The organism is Holophagales bacterium (genome assembly GCA_016699405.1).
In the GTDB taxonomy this organism is placed as follows: domain Bacteria; phylum Acidobacteriota; class Thermoanaerobaculia; order Multivoradales; family JAGPDF01; genus JAAYLR01.
In genome coordinates, this window is the sequence record CP064972.1 from 1,944,987 (window position 1) to 1,963,331 (window position 18,345).

15 protein-coding genes are annotated in these 18,345 nt (G+C 71.7%); 3 read left to right on the forward strand and 12 right to left on the reverse strand.

Going from position 1 to position 18,345, the window contains the following annotated elements; genetic code table 11:
• Nucleotides 1–91 precede the first annotated feature (91 nt).
• Both aceE and IPJ17_08190 read left to right on the forward strand, forming a co-directional pair.
• A complete protein-coding gene (gene aceE / locus IPJ17_08185; protein QQR75538.1) occupies nucleotides 92–2,758 on the forward strand; it encodes a pyruvate dehydrogenase (acetyl-transferring), homodimeric type in 2,667 nt (888 codons plus the stop codon).
• A 77-nt stretch (nucleotides 2,759–2,835) separates the two neighbouring features.
• Nucleotides 2,836–3,666 (forward strand): alpha/beta fold hydrolase, encoded by an 831-nt coding sequence (locus IPJ17_08190; GenBank protein ID QQR75539.1) that lies wholly within the window; start codon nucleotides 2,836–2,838, stop codon nucleotides 3,664–3,666.
• A gap of 23 nt (nucleotides 3,667–3,689) precedes the next feature.
• Here IPJ17_08190 and IPJ17_08195 read toward each other — a convergent pair whose 3' ends face one another.
• From IPJ17_08195 to IPJ17_08215, 5 genes are all read right to left on the reverse strand, one after another.
• Entirely contained in the window at nucleotides 3,690–4,085 is a 396-nt protein-coding gene (locus IPJ17_08195) for a response regulator (GenBank protein ID QQR75540.1), read from the reverse strand.
• Nucleotides 4,086–4,156: 71 nt separating this feature from the next.
• Nucleotides 4,157–5,887, reverse strand: coding sequence for a HAMP domain-containing histidine kinase (locus IPJ17_08200; protein ID QQR75541.1), 1,731 nt, complete (start codon nucleotides 5,885–5,887; stop codon nucleotides 4,157–4,159).
• 104 nt (nucleotides 5,888–5,991) lie between these two features.
• Nucleotides 5,992–7,929, reverse strand: coding sequence for a M48 family metallopeptidase (locus IPJ17_08205; protein ID QQR75542.1), 1,938 nt, complete (start codon nucleotides 7,927–7,929; stop codon nucleotides 5,992–5,994).
• A gap of 10 nt (nucleotides 7,930–7,939) precedes the next feature.
• Nucleotides 7,940–8,530: a LemA family protein gene (locus IPJ17_08210; GenBank protein QQR75543.1), complete on the reverse strand. Its 591-nt coding sequence runs from the start codon at nucleotides 8,528–8,530 to the stop codon at nucleotides 7,940–7,942.
• A 90-nt stretch (nucleotides 8,531–8,620) separates the two neighbouring features.
• Nucleotides 8,621–8,884, reverse strand: a complete 264-nt coding sequence (locus tag IPJ17_08215) for a hypothetical protein (protein QQR75544.1) — start codon at nucleotides 8,882–8,884, stop codon at nucleotides 8,621–8,623.
• A gap of 143 nt (nucleotides 8,885–9,027) precedes the next feature.
• Between IPJ17_08215 and IPJ17_08220 the strand changes: the two genes are divergently transcribed.
• The gene (locus IPJ17_08220; GenBank protein ID QQR75545.1) at nucleotides 9,028–9,783 is read left to right on the forward strand and encodes an isoprenylcysteine carboxylmethyltransferase family protein; all 756 of its coding nucleotides are present in this window, start codon (nucleotides 9,028–9,030) and stop codon (nucleotides 9,781–9,783) included.
• Nucleotides 9,784–9,798: 15 nt separating this feature from the next.
• Here the strand turns inward: IPJ17_08220 and IPJ17_08225 are convergent, their stop codons facing one another.
• From IPJ17_08225 to IPJ17_08255, 7 genes are all read right to left on the reverse strand, one after another.
• Nucleotides 9,799–10,746, reverse strand: coding sequence for a hypothetical protein (locus IPJ17_08225; GenBank protein QQR75546.1), 948 nt, complete (start codon nucleotides 10,744–10,746; stop codon nucleotides 9,799–9,801).
• Nucleotides 10,747–10,894: 148 nt separating this feature from the next.
• Nucleotides 10,895–11,974 carry a serine/threonine protein kinase gene (locus tag IPJ17_08230; GenBank protein QQR75547.1) on the reverse strand — a complete coding sequence of 360 codons (1,080 nt, stop codon included), beginning with the start codon at nucleotides 11,972–11,974 and terminating at the stop codon, nucleotides 10,895–10,897.
• Between the two features lie 38 nt (nucleotides 11,975–12,012).
• Nucleotides 12,013–14,136 carry a SpoIIE family protein phosphatase gene (locus tag IPJ17_08235; protein QQR75548.1) on the reverse strand — a complete coding sequence of 708 codons (2,124 nt, stop codon included), beginning with the start codon at nucleotides 14,134–14,136 and terminating at the stop codon, nucleotides 12,013–12,015.
• Between the two features lie 86 nt (nucleotides 14,137–14,222).
• Nucleotides 14,223–15,440 carry a hypothetical protein gene (locus IPJ17_08240; GenBank protein QQR75549.1) on the reverse strand — a complete coding sequence of 406 codons (1,218 nt, stop codon included), beginning with the start codon at nucleotides 15,438–15,440 and terminating at the stop codon, nucleotides 14,223–14,225.
• Entirely contained in the window at nucleotides 15,440–16,660 is a 1,221-nt protein-coding gene (locus tag IPJ17_08245) for a beta-ketoacyl-[acyl-carrier-protein] synthase family protein (protein QQR75550.1), read from the reverse strand. The genes IPJ17_08240 and IPJ17_08245 overlap by 1 nt, the downstream gene beginning before the upstream one ends.
• Nucleotides 16,657–16,959 carry an acyl carrier protein gene (locus IPJ17_08250; protein ID QQR75551.1) on the reverse strand — a complete coding sequence of 101 codons (303 nt, stop codon included), beginning with the start codon at nucleotides 16,957–16,959 and terminating at the stop codon, nucleotides 16,657–16,659. Before IPJ17_08250 ends, IPJ17_08245 begins: the two co-directional genes overlap by 4 nt.
• 22 nt (nucleotides 16,960–16,981) lie before the next feature.
• Entirely contained in the window at nucleotides 16,982–18,295 is a 1,314-nt protein-coding gene (locus IPJ17_08255; GenBank protein ID QQR75552.1) for a tryptophan 7-halogenase, read from the reverse strand.
• Nucleotides 18,296–18,345 lie beyond the last annotated feature (50 nt).

The following is an 18,345-nucleotide window of genomic DNA, read 5'->3' on the forward strand; positions in this document are numbered from 1 at the left end:
GGACGGCGTTTCGCTGCTAGCGAATTGGAGTAGGCTCTCCCACCCCGGCGGGTAGGAGAGCTCGCCGGGGCCGCGAGACGAAAGGCCCCGAATGGACGACCGCTTCCTTCCTGACGTCGATCCGCAGGAGACCGGCGAGTGGCTCGAAGCCCTCGACCAGATCGTCGCCACCCACGGCGACGCCCGCGCCCGGTTCCTGCTGCAGAACCTCTACGAACGCGCCTACCTGCGTGGCGTGCCGTTGCCGCACGGCACCACGCCCTACGTCAACACGATTCCGCGCGGCGAGCAGCCGCCGTTTCCCGGCGACCGCCGGCTCGAGCGCCGCATCAAGAGCCTGCTGCGGTGGAACGCCATGGCGATGGTGGTGCGCGCCAACCGGCTCGAGGCGGGCATCGGCGGGCACATCTCGACCTATGCCTCGGCGGCGACGCTCTACGAGGTCGGTTTCAACCACTTCTTCCGCGGTCGCGGTGAGAGCGGCTTCGACGGCGACCTGATCTTCTTCCAGGGACACGCGTCGCCCGGCATCTACGCGCGAGCGTTCCTCGAGGGGCGTCTCGACGAGCGGACGATGGCGAACTTCCGCCGCGAGCTCGCACCGGGAGGTGGGCTCGCCTCCTACCCGCACCCCTGGCTGATGCCCGAGTTCTGGGAGTTTCCGACCGTCTCGATGGGTCTCGGGCCGATCAGCGCGATCTACCAGGCGCGTTTCGCCCGCTACCTCGAAGATCGCGGTCTGGTGAAGACCGCACACCGCCGTGTCTGGGCCTTCCTCGGCGACGGCGAGACCGACGAGCCCGAAGCGCTCGGCGCGATCACCCTCGCTTCGCGCGAGCGACTCGACAACCTCACCTTCGTCGTCAACTGCAACCTGCAACGGCTCGACGGCCCGGTTCGCGGCAACGGCAAGATCATCCAGGAGCTCGAGACCGCCTTCCGCGGCGCCGGCTGGAACGTCCTCAAGGTGATCTGGGGCGACGACTGGGACCCGCTCCTCGACGCCGACACGAGCGGGCTGCTCGTCCGGCGGATGAGCGAGGTCTGCGACGGCGACTACCAGAAGTACTCGGTCGAGACCGGAGCGTACATTCGCCGCCACTTCTTCGGCCGCTACCCGGAGCTCGCGCGTCTCGTCGAGCACCTCTCCGACGAGCAGTTGCAGCGGTTGCGCCGCGGCGGCCACGACCCGGAGAAGGTCTACGCCGCCTACAAGGCAGCCACCGAGACGAAGGGGATGCCGACCGTCATCCTCGCCAAGACGGTCAAGGGCTACGGACTCGGCGAGGCGGGCGAGGGGCGCAACGTCACGCACCAGCAGAAGAAGCTCAACGAGGCGGAGCTGCGCAAGTTCCGCGATCGTTTCGACATCCCGATCCCCGACGCGCAACTGGCCGACGCGCCCTTCTACCGGCCGCCGGAAGGCAGCGAGGAGCTCGAATACCTGCGCGAACGCCGCGCGCTCCTGGGCGGTCCGGTGCCGTCGCGACGCCGGCTCGTTGCCGTGAGCGCACCGCCGTCGGCCGAGGAGTTCTCCGAGTTCGCCGCCGGCGTGGAGCGCGAGGTCTCGACGACGATGGTCTTCGTGCAGATCCTCCGCACGCTGCTCAAGGACGCCAACCTCGGCCCGCGGATCGTGCCGATCGTGCCCGACGAGGCGCGGACCTTCGGCATGGAGTCGCTCTTCCGGCAGCACGGCATCTACGCCTCGCAGGGGCAGCTCTACGAGCCCGTCGACGCCGGCATGTTGATGTACTACAAGGAAGCGAAGAACGGGCAGATCCTCGAGGAGGGGATCACCGAGGCGGGATCGATGGCGTCCTTCACCGCCGCGGGCACCGCCGATGCGACGCACGGCATCGACATGATTCCGTTCTTCATCTTCTATTCGATGTTCGGCTTCCAGCGCATCGGCGATTCGATCTGGGCGTTCGGCGACATGCGCGGTCGCGGCTTCCTGCTCGGCGCCACCTCGGGCCGCACGACGCTCAACGGCGAGGGCCTGCAGCACGAAGACGGCCACTCGCACCTGCTCGCCGCCACCGTGCCGAACCTGGTGACCTACGATCCGGCGTTCGCCTATGAGCTGGCCATCGTGCTGCGCGACGGCTTGCGGCGGATGTACGAGCAGCGCGAGGACGTCTTCTACTACGTCACCCTCTACAACGAGAACTACCCGATGCCGCCGCAGCCGCAGGGTGTCGAGGAGGGAGTGCTCGCCGGTCTCTATCGCTTCCGCGCGAGCGACCTGCCGGAGGACCGTTCGCGGGTCCAGCTGTTCGGCTCCGGGGCGCTGATGCGGGAGGCCCTGCGGGCGCAGGAGCTCCTGGCGGCGAAGTTCGGCGTGGCCGCCGACGTCTGGAGCGCCACCTCCTACAAGGAGCTGCGTCGCGAAGCGCTCGCCTGCGAGCGATGGAATCTCCTCCACCCCGGCGAGGCACCGCGGGTGCCGTACGTCACTCGCGCGTTGTTGGCGGCTCGTGGACCGGTCGTGGCGGTGACCGACTACCTCAAGCTGGTGCCGGAGCAGATCTCCCGCTTCGTGCCCACCGACTTCCATCCGCTCGGCACCGACGGCTTCGGTCGGAGCGAGACGCGCGCCGAGCTACGCCGCTTCTTCGAGGTCGATGCCGAGCTGGTGGCGTTGGCCGCGCTGTCGGCCCTGGCTCGGCGAGGCGAGCTCGACCCGGCGATCGCGGTCCGCGCGGTCGCCGAGCTGGGGATCGACCCGGAGAAGGTCGACCCGTTGCTGGGCTGACCGGGAGCGCCACCCCGCGTCGACGGCTCCCGGCGCTCGGACGGCGGCGCCGGCGCGGTGTGCTACAAACCCCGCTCATGACCGGCCGAGTTCCGCCTCGTCGCCCGTCTCTTGCCGAAGAGCGCGTCGCGAGCCTGCTCTTCGTCGCGCTCGCCCCGCGGCGGGCGACCCGCCCGCTCGAACCGACGCCTGCCGGCCTGCAGCCGTTCGACGAGCTGCGGCTGGCGCGGACGGTCGGGGACGGGACCCTCGCCGCCGTCCGCTTCGCGGCGACCGGAGCCGCTCGCGGCGGTGTCTTGCTCCTCCATCCCTGGCTCGCCTGGGGACGAACCTACTTCCATCGTCGCGGGAGGATCGAGGCGCTACGAGAGGCCGGCTACGAGGTCCTCGTGCCGGACTTCCCCGGATTCGGCTCCAGCGGACCGCCACGCCTCTTCTTCGACCGCGGCGTCGAGGACGCGCTCGCCGCGTTCGCCGCCCTCCTGCCCGGTCGACCGCTTCACGTGTGGGGCGTCAGCAGCGGCGGCTACTGGGCGCACCCGGTGGTCAGCCGGGGTGGGTTCGCCGGAGCGTTCTTCGAGGACGTCTCGCCGCACCTTCACGAGTGGTCTTGGCGGCAGATGCCCTGGGGAAGACCCTTCTATCTCCTTTTCCGCTTCGCCTTGCCGCGCGCCTATCGCTTCCTCGACATGCGGCTCCACGCGGCGGTCCGCGCGGCACGGGCGGCGACCTACGTCTCCGGCGCCCTCGACCGCGGCGTCCAGCCTGCGGACACGCGCGCGCTGGCCGAGGCGAGCGGGGGCGAGGCGGTCGTCGTGGAGGGGGCCGGACACCTCGACGCGATCCGCGTCGACGGGCAGCGTCTGCTCGCACTTGCCCTGGCGACCTTCGAACGAGCCAACCGCTGAACGGTGCGGCCGGGTGGGCGGCGTCAACCCTCGAGCAGGCTGGCGATGCGCGTGACCAGGTCCTCGAGGTCGAACGGCTTGTAGAGGACGAGGTCGGCCTGGCTGAAGTCCATGAACATCTTCTCGCGCTCGGGATCGAACTTCAGGTTGCGGGCCGTCAGCAGGATGATCGGCGTTCGCCGGTCGTAGATCCCGGCCGCTTCGTCCTCGCGAATCGTCTTGGCGACCCGATAGCCGTTCTCGCCCGGCATCATCACGTCGAGGACGATCAGATCCGGGCGAGCGGAGCGCGCCGCGCCGAGGGCCTCGAGCCCGTTGGCGCAGGCGACGACCTCGTATCCCTCCTGTTCGAGACGGAACCGCAGCGTTTCGATGACATCGGGCTCGTCGTCGGCGATGAGGATCTTGGTGGAGGGCATCCAGGGTCTCCTTCGGCGCCAGTCGTGGAATCAGACAACGCGGCGGACCTTCCGAGGTTCGCCGTCTGGGCTCAGGGGCGAGTCGCGTCGGTGACCTCGGCGAAACCGCGGAGCAGCTCGATCGCCGAGGATCCGTCCTCGGGAAAGCAACGCGGGCCGAACACCCGAGCCCGTCCCGAGGGTCCGCCCGGGTTGAGCTGCTCTTCCTCCTCGAACGCCCGTTGCAGCCGGGTCCGCACCGTCTCGCCGCCGCCGCGCGGCGTGCCGAGCAGCGTCACGAGGAGCCTGCCGTGGGCCGGCTGGGGCGTCAAGATGTCGAGAGCGCGCGGCAGAACGCGGAGGACGACGCGCTGCAAGACCTCGAGCTCGCTGCGGACGACCGGGATCTCGGCGCCCAGCGGTGCGCTCGCCACGTCTTCGAGCTGGATGGCGAGCAGCGCGAAATAGGGGAACTGACGGAAGCCGCGGACCGAGACTTCGAACTCCGCCAGCTCCTCGACCCGGTAGCTCCAGGCGGGCAGGCGAAAGGTGAGGCGAGTTCCCTGGCCGGGCTGACTCGACAATCGCAGGTCGCTGCCATGAGCGCGGACGAGATCGCGGGCGATGCCCAACCCCAGCCCCGTGCCGCGAGCTTTGTTGGTGAGCGAGTCGCGCGACTGGAAGAAGGGCTCGAAGACGCGGTCCTGGTCCTCGGGCGGGATGCCGATTCCCGTGTCGGCGATGGTGATCTCGACGCCGGCGTCGTCGGGTCGGGCGACGAGCGTGACCAGCCCGCCGGCGGCGGTGAACTTCAGCGCGTTGCTCAGGAGGTTCGCCAGCACCTGGTCGAGGCGGGCGGCGTCGGCCCAGACGCGCGGGAGGTTGGCGGAGATCTCGACCCGCAGCTCGATCCCGCCCGCCTGGGCCTGCCCCTCGAAGGCGACGGCGGCCTGCCGCAGGCTCTCGCCGGCGTCGACGTCGCCGAAGCGGAAGGCGAGCTTGCCGGCGTCGAGCTTGGAGAGGTCGAGGATGTCGTCGACGATCCGGGCCAGACGGTCGGCGTTGCGCTGGGCCATCTCGAGGAATCGGACCTGCGTCTCGTTGAGCGGGCCGGCCTTGTCGCCGCGCAGCAGGGCCAGCGAGTTCTTGATCGAGGTGAGCGGGGTCTTGAGCTCGTGCGAGACGGTCGAGACGAAGTCCGACTTCATCTGATTGAGCCGCGTGAGCTCCTGGTTGACCTCCTCGAGGCCTTTGCGTGCCTCGTCGAGCTCGCGTACCGATTCGTGCTCGGCGAGCCGCCGCCGGCGCTCGCGTCGCACCCTTTCGACGAGGTAGCCGTAGAAGATCGCCACCGCGAAGAGGAACGGGATACGGATCATCGCGGCGGGCTGGAGGAACGAGTCGGCGCCGGCGACGGTCGAGATGCCGTAGGCATAGGCCGAGGCCACGATCACCGCGCCGAGCGCGATCAGGCGGAGGTTCTCGCCGATGGTGGCGAGGAAGAGGAGGAAGAAGTAGATGTAGAAGATCTCCGGTCCGAAGGCGTCGCTCCACAGGAGGCAGGCGGTGATCCATGCCGTGTCGAGCAGCAGGACCGCGCCGATGAACGGCTCGGAGTCGAACCAGGCCGGCGGCAAGATCAGCAGTGCGCCGTTGGAGATCAGGGCGAGGAGTACGAGGAGCGCGACGCCGAAGGTGACGCCGGCGAAACCGGTCTGTGCCAGGAGGAGGTAGGCGGTGGCGATGAACAGCGTGAGGCGGAGGAGGACGAACGAGCGTCTCCTCTCGGCGGTCCCTTCGCTGCTCTCGTCGACCATCGACATCGGAGGCCCCCCGGCGCCTCGGGCCGCCCTCGCCTGCCGAACGATTGTAGCGCGGCGATCTCCGCACGCCTCCGCGTGCGGAGATCGCCGGAAAGACGACAGGCTCAGGCGGCGATCGCTGCTGCGACCGGCGGGATCGGACAGCCGAGCGAGTCGGCAATGGCGCGCAGCAACTCGAGCTCGTCGGCCGTGGCGATCCGGTCGGCGGCGACCGTCGCGGCACAGGCGGTGAGCAGCGAGCGGCGTACCGCCGGTGCGGCGGCCGCCAGATCGGCGAGGGCCCGATCGATCTCGGCCAGGCCGCAGCGTTCTCGCGGCGTGAGCTGCGGCGGAGCGGCCGCGCCCGGAAGCAGCGCGATGCCCGCCTCGAACGCCCGTTCCGGCTGGCCCGGGTCGCCGCCGCCGCACCAGGCGAGTGCCGAGAGGAGCAGGTGGCTAGGCTCCCGGACTTGCGAGATCGAGGTGAACCGCACGCCGGTCTGGGGGCGCTCGCCGAACCGCGAGGCGAGATGGCGGCGCAGAACGCGCTGCAAGGAGAACTCGAAGAGGCCGATCCGCGAGTCGGCAGCCACGAGCCGCTCGATCAGCCGGTCGAAGTCGGCGTACTGCTCCGGCGAGAGCCGTCGCAGCGCCGGCAGCGTGAGGTCGACGAGCGGCAGCCGGGCCGAGGTTGCGATCGCTGCCAGGCTCGGCTCGAGCTGGCGGAGCTCGCCGAGCAGCGGGTTGTTCCCGGACTCGGCGACGGCGGTGAGCTGCGCGTCTCGCACCTCGGGGCGCGGGTCGAGCAGCAGGCCGAGCACCAGGGCCTGAGCGGTGAGCGGCTCGCGCGCCGCTTCACGCAATCCACCCGGCAGCCCGGCGAGCAGCGCGTTGGCGTTGGCCACCGTTCCGGCGTCGAGCCGGCCGGCGGCCGCCACGAAAGCCGCCGCCTTCGACGGCGAGCGGCTGGTCCCCGCGGCGCGGGAGGTCACGACCGCCGCGTCGTCGGATCCGGCCAGGGCAGCCGCGAGATCGCCGAGCGGTGTCGCTTCGCTGGCCTCCACCGGTGGCGCCAGGCTCGGGTCGAGGCGGCGGATCCGCTCGGCGATCGGCGGATGGGTGGCGAGGAAGCCGAAGATCCGCTTGGCGACGCCGTCGGCGAAAAAGAAGTGGCCGACCTCCTCGGACTGGTGCGAAGCGATCGCCGAACCGGAGCCGAAGGAGGCGATCCGCGCCAGCGCGCCGGCGAGGCCCGCCGGATTCCGCGTGAACTGCACCGCCGAGCTGTCGGCGAGGAACTCGCGTTGCCGCGAGACGGCGGCCTGGATGAGTCGACCGAAGAAGACGCCGACCCAGCCGACGACGAGCAGGGCGAGGCCGAACAGGGCGATGCCGCCGCCCCCTTTCTTGCTGCTCCCCGACGAGCGTCCGCCGGTACCGCGGAGGATCCAGTAGCCGATCAGGGCGATCACCAGGATGCCGTGCAGCAGGCCGGCGAGACGGACGTTGATCCGCATGTCGCCGTTGAGAATGTGGGAGAACTCGTGGCCGAGCACGCCCTGGAGCTCGTCGCGCGAGAGCTCGTCGAGCGCGCCGCGCGTCACCGCGACCACCGCGTCGCCACTGGTCAGTCCGGCGGCGAAGGCGTTGATGCCGGGCTCCTTCTCGAGGAGGTAGACGCTCGGCACGGGCAACCCGGCGGCGAGCGCCATCTCCTCGACGACGTTGAGCAGACGCCGTTCCTTCGCGTCGGTGCTGTTGGGTTGCACCGGCCGGCCACCGAGCGCTTGCGCGACCACCGAGCCGCCCCGGGCGAGCTGGGCGGACTTGTAGATGCTGCCCACGGCGATGACCAGGAGCGTCGCCGCGGCGGTGCCGGCGAAGAGCTCGGGATCGAGGAACGGATCGCGCTCCTCCTCGCCGACCTGGACGCCGGTGTTGTAGAGCAGCAGGCGGACCGCGAGGTAGACGGCGAGGACGATGGCCGCCACCGCCGCTGCGAAGAGACCGGCGAGGGCGCGCGTCCTCCGCCGCGCCTCCTCCTGGCGGGCGAAGAAGTCCATCGGCGGCGGCCTAGGTGAAGGAGACCTTCGGAGCGACGCGTTCGACCGGGTTCTCGACCTCGAGCAGTTGCGCCGGCGTGAAGCCGAACGAGCCGGCGATGATCGAGGCGGGGAACTTCTCGCGACCGATGTTGTAGGCCATGACGGCGTCGTTGTAGGCCTGCCGCGCGAAGGCCACCTTGTTCTCCGTGGAGGTGAGCTCCTCCTGGAGCTGCAGCATGTTCTGGTTGGCCTTGAGGTCCGGGTACGACTCGGCGAGGGCGAAGAGCTTGCCGAGCGTGCCGGAGAGCGCGCCCTCGGCGCTGGCGAGGCCCTGGATCGCGGCGGCGTCGGCCGGATTGGCGGCGGCGCGCGAGGCGGCGGCGCTGGCGGTGTTGCGGGCCTGGATGACCGCCTCGAGCGTCTCGCGCTCGAACTTCATGTAGCCCTTGACGCTCTCGACGAGGTTGGGGATCAGGTCGTAGCGGCGCTTGAGCTGGACGTCGATCTGCGCGAAGGCGTTCTTGAAACGGTTGCGCAGCGTCACCAGCCCGTTGTAGAGGCCGACGACCCAGAAGATGGCGATGACGACGACGGCGAGGACGACGAGTCCGAAGACCATGCTGGGGTCCTCCGTGGGTAGGGTTCGGAACGCTGGGTCAACGATACACGCAAGCGCCGCCGCTGTCGCGCCGGCGAGAGCCGCGATGGTCTAGAAGACGGCTCCGAGCTCGCCGGGGATCGGCGTCCGGCAGGCCGGGCAGACGAGCAGGCGGCCGCTGCGCGGCAGCGAGGAGACGAAGTCGACCCGGGCGCGGTAGAGGCGGACGACGTGGAGCTCGTGGACCTGCCGCCGGCAGTGCGGGCAGCGTACCGGCTGCTCGAGCCCGTAGACCGCGACCGCGTCGCGCGTCCATTTCGTCTCCGCATCGGCGGTCGGGCCGTCGGGGCGGATGAGGTCGTTCGGTTCGTCCACGGGCGGTCGAGCTCCAGGGTGCTGGGCCGGGTCTGCGACCCGATGCCGCGCTCGACTGATCGTAGCATCGCGCGGTGCCGCGCTTGCCCTCGCGAGCGCGGCTGGAGCTTGCGAGGCGGGCTCGTTCCGACGATACTGCCTCGATGCCGTCGCTCGTCCCCGTCCGCCGCCGGATCGTCGCCGTGCTTTACGGGATCGCCTGTCACGGACTCTTCCTCGCCGGGGTCGGCGCCATGGTGGTCGGCCTCTACTTCGGGCTGACGCTCGGGCGGGGACCGTTCCATGGCCCATGGGCTGCCCTGGTCAACGTCCTTCTGGTCGGCCAGTTCCCCCTGCTGCACTCCTACCTGCTGTCCGCGAGCGGCCGGCGGTGGCTGCGCATGCTCGCTCCGCGCGAGCTGGCGGTGGACCTCGAGACGACGGTCTTCGCCGCCATTTCGAGTCTCCAGTTGCTGCTGTTCTTCGTCCTCTGGTCGCCGAGCGGCAAGGTCTGGTGGGAGCCGCAGGGGGGCGCGCTCGTCGCCCACTCGGTGCTTTTCGCCGGGGCCTGGCTCTTCCTCGGCAAGGCGCTCGCCGACGCCGGGCTGCCGCTGCAGAGTGGGGCGCTCGGCTGGATGGCGGTCTTTCGCGGCGAAGCGCCCCGGTTCGACGGCTTCCCGACGCACGGGCTCTTCCGCTATCTGCGGCAGCCGATCTACCTGGGCTTCGCGCTGACGCTCTGGACCGCGCCGGTCTGGACGCCCGACCGCCTGGCGCTCGCCATCGCCTGGAGCGCGTACTGCTTCGTCGGGCCGCGCTTCAAGGAGGCGCGCTACCGGCGCTACTACGGCGAAGCGTTCGACCGCTACCGGGAACGGGTGCCGTACCTCCTGCCGTTGCGTCGGCAGCGCCGGGCCTGATCGCTGCCGGAGGGCTCAGCCTTCCGGCTCGTCTTCGACCGGAACCGGCGTCTCGGCGTCGGTCATCCGCGGTCGGAGCTCCCGATACTTCGCGTCGAGCAACTCGAAGAGCGCGCTGATCTTCTCCAGCCGTTCGTCGAGCAGCTCGGTCCAGTGGTCGTGCCGCGCCGTCTCGACCGACAGACCGTTGACGCGGAACGTCGAGGCTTCCAGGCGGAATCGGTGATCGCCGGCGACGAGACGGGCCGACAGCAACTCGGCGCCTTCGTCGACGAATCGCAGGAGCTCCGGGATCACCGCCCCGGAAAGCGTCACCTTCGCCTCGCGTGTCTGCAGCCGGACGCTGCCGGCGAGCGGCTCGACGAGGACATCGCCCTCTTCGACGAGCGCCCGCAGGAAGCGGCAGCCCCAAACCGACTGACCCGGTTCGCGGACCTCGAAGAACGGGTGCTGGGGCTCGTCTTCGCCCTCCTCGAGCCAGGGCGCGCGGAAGTCGGCCGAGACCCCGAGCTGGCGCAGCAGCAGGAGGAGACTGCCGAGGTGGGCCTTGGCGGTGGTGCCGAGCCAGAGCGTCGTGCCGTCGAGGCAGCCTTCGATCACCTTGGCGCGCGGTGCCGTGCGGTGGACGAGCTCCTCGGCGGCGAGCTCGCGCAGCTCGCGCCGCTTGCGGCTGCCGAGGTACTGCAGGCCGGTCGCGGCGAGCTCGTCGCGCACCAGCTCCTTGAACCGCTCGGCGACCGCGGTCGGGTCGGGCCGCAGCTTGTCGATGCGGACGCGGAAGGCGAAACGATCGTGACCGACCCGGTAGGGTGCGTCGATCTCGAAGGGCAGGAAGCCGACGCTCTCGCGCCGTTCGCTCGTGCCGAGCAGCGGCTCGAAGCGGAGCGCGTCGAAGTCCGGTTCCTCGGGGCGTTCGGTGATCGTGAAGCGGGTGAGGCTGGCGGAACCGGAGAGCAGGCCCATCGTCGAGAGTCTCCCGTGTCGATCGGAGGCATCCGCGACGAGGCGGAGCCGGGGTCGCCGATCTTACACGGGCCTCGTGAGGCGTTGCCGGGTGCCCTTGCTGCCGGCGGCGGTGTCGCCGCCGCATCGATGTCGACTCGACGCTCGGCTAGCCGTTCCAGTCCCAGAAGAAGTCGCGATTGGTGAGCTCGGGCTCCGGCTCGTCGTTCGCGTCAGCCGCGGGCGCGGCGGCGGGATCGTCCGGTTCGCCGCGGCGCTCGCCGCGGATCCAGGCGAGTTGTTCGGTGAGCCCTTCGACCTCGCGCAACCAGTGGTCGTCGGTGCCGAACTCGGGCCAGGTGCGAGGGAAGATCGGGTCGTTCCAGCGCCGGGCGATCCAGCCGGCATGCCGCACCATGCGCAGGCCGCGCAGCGGCTCGACCAGCGCCAGCGTGCGACGGTCGAAGGCGCGCATCTCTTCGTAGGCGTCGAGGAACGCGGCGCGCAGGCCGAGGCTGTCGCGATCGCGGCCGGGGAAGAGCAGCCAGGCATCCTGCACCGCCGGTCCGGCGAGCGAGTCGTCGAGGTCGACGACGTGGAAGAGACCGTCGCGCAGCAGGAGGTTGCCGGCGTGCAGGTCGCCGTGCAGGCGGATCGCCTCCGTCGGCACGGCGGCCAGGGCGCGGTCGGCTTCGTCGCAGATCGCCGTGGCGAGGGGAAAATAGCGCTCCGCCACCGAGCGCGGCACGCGATCGTGCGCCGCGAGCCAGGCGAGGTCGGCACGGACGGTGGCGGTGCCGATCCGCAGCCGATGGGCGAACGGCCGCCGGGCACCGACGTTGTGCAGGCGGGCCACCAGCCGACCGAGGCGCGCGGAGAGCGTCGCGTCGAGGTCGTCGGGTGCGCGACCGCCGCGCCGCGGGAAGACCGTGTAGAGGATGCCGGCAATCGAGCGCAGGGTGCCGCCGCCGGGGAACGGCAGCGGCGCGACGACGGGGATCTCGTCGTCGATCAGCTCGGCGAGGAGGGCGTGTTCTTCGAGAATCTGCGCCTCGCTCCAGCGCTGCGGCCGGTAGAACTTCGCCACCACGCGCGTGCGGTCGGCGAGCTCGACTTCGTAGACGCGGTTCTCGAACGAGTTGAGCGGGTAGCAGAGCGGCCGACAGGGCAGCCCGGCGCCCTCGACCGCTTCGAGCACGCGCTCGGGGGTCAGAGCGAGGAACAGATCGGTCGCCGGAGGTGCGGGCACGCCCTGCAAGGTAGCACAGGCGCGACAGCCCGCGGCGCTCAGGCGGCGCGGACGAGCAGGAAGGTCATGTCGTCGGAGGGGGCGCCGCCGGCCGTCCAGCGTTCGGCGGCGTCGCGCAGCGCCGCGAGCACCGCGCCGGCGCCCGAGGGCTCGTCGCCGAGACGACGCACGGCGGCGGCAAAGTGCGCCCGGGCGGCTTCGTAGCCGAGAGGCTCGCCGGTGGGCGACTGCAACTCGGGGAAGCCGTCGCTCATCAGCAGCAGGTGGTCGCCGACAGCGAGCTCGACCTCGACCTCCTGGTACGTCGCCCCGGGCATCGACCCGAGGGGCAGGCCGGTAAGCGTGATCTCGTCCACCTCGCCGGTGGCGGCGTGGAGCCAGAGCGCCGGCGGCATGCCGGCCGCCGAGAGGGTCAGCCGCCGCCCGCGCGCCCGGACGACCGACAGCGCCATCGCCATCCGGCCGAGCGCCATGCGCTGGATCTGTGCGTTGGCGCGGCCCAGGAAGGCGGCGGGAGCGGCCGCACCCGCCTCGCAGATGAAGAGGCTCTTGACCACCGTCACCATGGTGGCGGAGGCGGCGCCGTGGCCGGTGGCGTCGCCGATGGCGAGGGTGACGTCTCCGTCGGCGAGCGACTGGCCGTCGTAGTAGTCGCCGCCGACTTCGGTGGCGGTGTGCATCGAGACGGCCAACTCGAGCCCGGCAACGGGCGGCAGCTCGCGCGGCAGGAGCGAGAGTTGGAACTGACGCGCCTCCTCGAGCTCGCGCCCCTTGCGCTCGTTCTCGGCGGCCAGCAGGCAGCGGGCGATCTCTTCCTCCTTGCGGAGCTTCTCCTGGGCGAGCAACTGCTGCTGATTGGCGCGGAGCTGCTCGGCCATGCGATTGAACGTCGTGGCAAGGCGGCCGATCTCGTCGCGCGAGCGCACCGGCACGCGGGCGTCGAGATCGCCGGCGGCGAGGCGTGAGGCGCCGTCGTTGAGCATCGCGAGGTTGCGCGTCATCCGCTCGGCGAGCGGGAAGATCCCGGCAAGCGCGATCGCCACCAGTCCAAGGCCGAAGCCGAAATTGCGCGCCGTCGCCCGGCCGAGCGCCGCGAGCGCCTCCGAAATCGGCCGGGCGATGCCGTAGCGCATCCCGCTGCCCGGATCGCGGCGTGCCACGACGACCCAGTCGCCGACCGCCTTGACCCCGCGGCCACCCTTGGCGGTCGCCTCCTTGAGCCAGGGCAGGCCGGCCAGACGGGCTGCGTGCTCGGTGTTCGCGGCGTAGAGCTGATCGCCGGCGTCGATGGCGAAGGGGATCTCTCCCTGTTCGGCATGGGTCTCGGCGAGCACCGCCTGGAGCAGCTCGCGGGCGCGGATCCGCGCCGTGACGGTGCCGACCACCTTGCCGTTCTCTTCGATCGGGCAGGAGTACTCGCCCTTGAGCACCTGCTCGGCCGGGCTCGCTGCGATCGCCGGGACGGCCGCCGCGGGCGGTGCGAGGCCGGTGCCGGCCAGGTGAGCGAGCTCGGTGGCGGCTCGGCGCTCGACTTCGCGGAGCGCCGCACGAGTGTGGAGGTCGGCGTCGTTCCGCTCGGCGGCGGCGCGCGCGCGGGAAGTCTGGGCGAGGGCGCGAGCGACCTCGCGGCGGACGCTCTCGAGCTCCCGGTGCAGCGCCTGCTGATCGACATCGCTCCAGGTACGGATGACGATGCGCGGCAGGGGGGGCAGCACCGCCCCGCTCGTCCGCGCTGCGGGCGGCGGGGCCGAGCGAGTCGCGGACCGGGCAGAGATCCCGGGCGGGGTCTCTGCGGCAGAAGGCGGATCCGGAGCCTCCTCCGCCGTCGGCGGCTCGGGGACGAAGCGGAGGTCCTCGAAGTAGGGGGCAGCCTCGGCGAGCGAGGCGAGGACCTCGGCGGGCAGGGTCGTCGCCTCGGAGGCGCCCTCAGCGTTCGCCCACGCGCCTGCCGGGAGGTCGCGCAGCCGCTCAAGCCGACGACCGACGCCGCTTGCCACACTGGCAACGCGCGTCTCCATCTCCCGGGCCATCAACTCCGCCTCGAGCTCGGCGGCCTCGCGGAGCGCGGCGCGTGAGGTGGCGTAGCTGTAAAAGGCGATCCCCGACAGGGGGACGGCCGAAAGCAGGAAGAAGGTGAGGGCGAGGCGGAGTTTGAGCGTCATCGGGGAGGGCGTCCGGCGCTAGGTACGCGCCGCACGCCGGAAAGGTTCTCCCACCGTTCGGAGGCGCCGGGTCGACCGGGCGGCGATCAGGGGCGGGTGAGCACGGCCCAGGCGGCCGATCCGCCCGAGGCGAGGCTCGAGGCGAGGATCCGTCGCGCCGGAGCGAGCGCCGAGCCGTCGTGCGGTGCGAGGCCGAGGGCGGGATCGGCGTTGGCGAAGCCGGCGGTCGGCCAGTCCGCGTTGCCGTCGAGGGCGAGCACCGCCGCGGCGAGCGCGCCACCGGAGAACTCGCCGGTCGTCCCCTTCGGAGCGAGCACGGGCGGCAGCGTCTCGCCGAGCGCGCGGTGCAGCACGGCCGCTTCGAGGCGATCGCCACGGCGCGCGCCCGAGGCGCCCGAGACGATCCGGTCGAGCGACGCGGTGTCGATCCCGTGTCGCGCCAGCCCGCGCGCGAGACCCTCGGCGAGCGGCGCGATGCCTTGACCCCAGGAGAGCGGCGGCGCCGTCGGGTCGAACCCTCCCCAGGCGGCGTTTACCACGGCGAGCGGTCGAGCGCCGCGCGCGGCGGCCGTCGGCTCCGACTCGAGCACCAGGACGGCCGCGCCTTCGGCGGCGAGCAGTCCCGTGCGGTCGCGGTCGAATGGGCGCGGACGTTCCCGGCCGTCCGGCTCCGGCAGGGCGAGGGCGCGGAACCGATCGAGGAGCGCATGGAGCAGCGGCGACATCTCTTCGACCGAGCCGACGAGGGCACGGCCGACGCGCCCGGTGACGACCAGGCGCGCCCCTTCGGCGAGCGCCAGCAGCGGCCCGGCCTCGCGCTGGGTGATCGTCACGTTCGGCCCGAGCGCCTTGCAGGCGAGCGCCATCTGGGACGCGGGAGCGCTCGCCACCGACTCGGTGAAGTGGAAGGGCGAGGCCTGGTCGGGGCCGCGGTGAAGAATCGCGTCGAGCATCTGCTCGGTGATCCTCACCGGACCGAAGGCGGTCGCCATGACGATCCCGGTCGCATCGAATGGAGAGCTCTTCTCGTCGAGCCCGGCGTCGGCAAAGGCGAGGCGCATGGCGGCCACCGCCAGGCGCGACGGGTAGCTCATCCGCCGTGCGGCTGCCGCCGGGACGAGAGGTGCGAGCGACTCGGCGGGCACCAGCGCGGCCAGGCGGGCGCCGCTCGGGCGATGGTGTCCTGCCGAGCGATCGACCTCGACCGTCGCCGGTTGGCCGGCGGCGAGCGCCGCCGTCAGGGCGTCGCGCCCCGCGCCGTGCGAGCCGACCCAGCCCACGCCGGTCACGACGACGCGGCTCATCACCCGCCTCCCGTGAGGACGACGGCGGCGTTGCTGCCGCCGAAGGCGAAGTTGGTCGAGAGAGCGATCGCCTCGGCCGCGACCGGGCGCGGCAGGTCCCGCACCAGATCGACGGGGCCCTGCGGGTCCACGGCGCCGCCGCCGGGGGTCGGATGGACGGCGTGCTCGATCAGGCAGAGCACCGTGGCGACCGCTTCGATCGCCCCGGCGGAGCCGAGCAGATGGCCGACGGCGCCCTTCGTCGAAGTCACCGGGATCCGTCCGGCGCGTTCGCCGAAGACTTCGGCGAGCGCCGCCCACTCGGCCGCGTCGTTGAGCGGCGTGCCGGTGCCGTGGGCGTTGACGAAGTCGATCTGCGCCGGCTCCAGGCCGGCGTCGGCGAGTGCCGCGTGGATCGCCCGCGCTACCCCCAGGCCGCTCGGGTCGGGAGCCGTCATGTGGTGAGCGTCGCAGGAGGCACCGGCGCCGAGCAGCCGGGCGAGCGGCCGGGCGCCGCGTGCGACGGCGTCCGCCTGGCGCTCGAGGACGAGCATCGCCGCGCCCTCGCCGATCGACATCCCTTCGCGGTCGGCGCGGAACGGACGGCACGGGCTGGGGTCGACGGCGCGCAGCGAGTTGAAACCGGCGAAGGTGAGCTGACAGAGAGCGTCGGCGCCGCCGGCCAACGCCACGTCGACCTCGCCGCGGCGCAAGTCGTCGAGGGCGTCGCCGAGGGCGAGGGTTGCCGAGGCGCAGGCCGAGCAGATGGTCCGCGTCGGGCCGCTCGCGCCGACGGCCCGGGCCACGGCGTCGCCCGGCGCGCTCGTCTGTTGGGAGAGCAGCAGTCGGAGCGAGGTGCGCCGGCCGCGGGCGCCGGTCCAGCCGTCGTAGAAGAGCTCGGTCTCGAAGGTGCCGCCGGTCGAGCAGCCGAAGTAGACGCCGACCCGCCGGTCGCCGAAGCCGTCGGCGAGGCCGGCGTGGGCGAGCGCCTCGTCGGCGGCCGCGAGACCGAAGCGGTCGGCGAGCGACGCGCCACGGAAGCGGCGCACCGGCGCGACGTCGCCCGGCACCTCGGCGGCGACGCGGGTGCGATGGGGCTCGACGTCGAATCGGGTCACTTCGCGGATCGACGTCCGGCCCCCGGCGAGCCCGCGCCAGAGCGCTGCGACGCCGAGGCCGTAGCCGGAGACCGCCCCGATCCCGGTGACCACGACGGCGGGTCGAGGGCGCAGATCGGTCACCCGCGGCCTCCCTGCTCGGTCCGGGAGCGCTCGAGACGCTCGACCAGCGAGACGACCTTGGCCACCGAGCCGAAGGACTCGTCGTCCACCTCCGTGCTGGGAATGGCGATGCCGAACTCCCGTTCGAGCGCGACGACGAGCTCGAGCGCATCGACCGAGTCGAGGCCGAGGCCGTCGCCGAAGAGCGGGGAATCGAGGTCGATGGCGAACGGGTCGAGCCCGTCGAGATGCAGTGCCTCGACGAGCAAGGTGCGGATGCGGTCGGCGAGCACCGTGCGAGCCGGCGAGGCGGTGACCATGGCGGGGCGCTCCTTCCCGACCTCAGTTGCCCGGTGCGCCGGCCAGACGAGCGCGGCCGTCCTCGCCCCTGGGATAGATGCGAGGGGCGAGATCGAAACGGTCCTGCAACCGCACGATGACGAAGAAGATCGCGATCAGCATCCGCGTCGGCAGCGTCGGTCGCCAGCGTCCGCCGAGCACCGTCACCACGGCGCGGAAGAACGCCGGGTTGGCGGCGGGCTGGAAGAAGAGGTCGCGGAAGCTCGGGGTGTAGAAGGCGAGCACGAAGCGACGGAAGGCTTCGTAGCGTGCTCGTTGCCGAGCGTCGAAGCGACGGAAGGATCGCGCCGAGAGGTCGCCGCGGGTGAGGGCCTGGTCGGCGGCGCGCGCCGCTTCGAGCCCAGACTCGAGGGCGATGGCGACGCCGGACGAAAAGACCGGGTCGAGGAACGAGCCGGAGTCGCCGGCGAGCAGCCAGCGGTCCCCGGCGTAGGCCGAGGTGGAGTAGGAGAACTCCTTCTCGACCCGCGCCTCCCAGACGAGCTCGGCCTGGCGCATCAGCTCGGCCATCACCGGCGTCTCGGCGACGGCGTGACGGAGCATCCCCTCGTGCGAGCCGCGCGGCAGCCGGTCGAAGAGCGGCTTGGGCAGGACGACACCGACGCTCATCAGCTCGTCGGAGATCGGAATCACCCAGAACCAGCCGGCGTCGTGGCGCGCCACGATGCGGATGTCGCCGCGGCGCCGCCCTTCGAGCGGCGGGACGCCGCGGAAGTGCGCGTAGACGGCGATATTGGGCAGTTGCGGATCCTCTCGCCGCAGGCCGAGCTGGCGCGACAGCAGGCCGGCGCGGCCGGATGCGTCGATGACCGCAGCCGCTCGGAAGCGATGGCTGGCGCCGGCGGCGTCGCGCGCCGTGACCGTGACGCCGCTGGCCTCGAACTCGGTGTTGAGGACGCGGTGTTCTTCGCGGACCTCGGCTCCAGCCTCGGCGGCATGGGTCAGCAACATCCGGTCGAACCGCGCCCGCTCGACCTGCCAGGTCTGCGGCTCGGCGAGCTCGCGCGAGGCGGAGAAGTCGGCGTAGCGGTCGTGCGAGCCGTCGTGGGTGATGAACGTCGCGCCCCACTTGACCTGGTAGCCGGCGGCACGCACCTTGTCGGTGAGGCCGACCGCGGCGAAGGCGTCGTTGCAGGTGGCGAGCAGCGATTCGCCGATGTGGAAGCGGGGGAACCGGTCGCGCTCGAGCACGAGGACCCGGCGTCCCCGCTGGGCGAGATGGGTCGCGGCGATGGCTCCGGCGGGACCCCCGCCGAGCACGGCAACGTCGTAGGTGGGCGGTGTCAGCTCGTTCATCGCAGAGTCTCCAGGGCCGCGGAGCGGGCGCGGAGGCGTGGCAGGTCAGT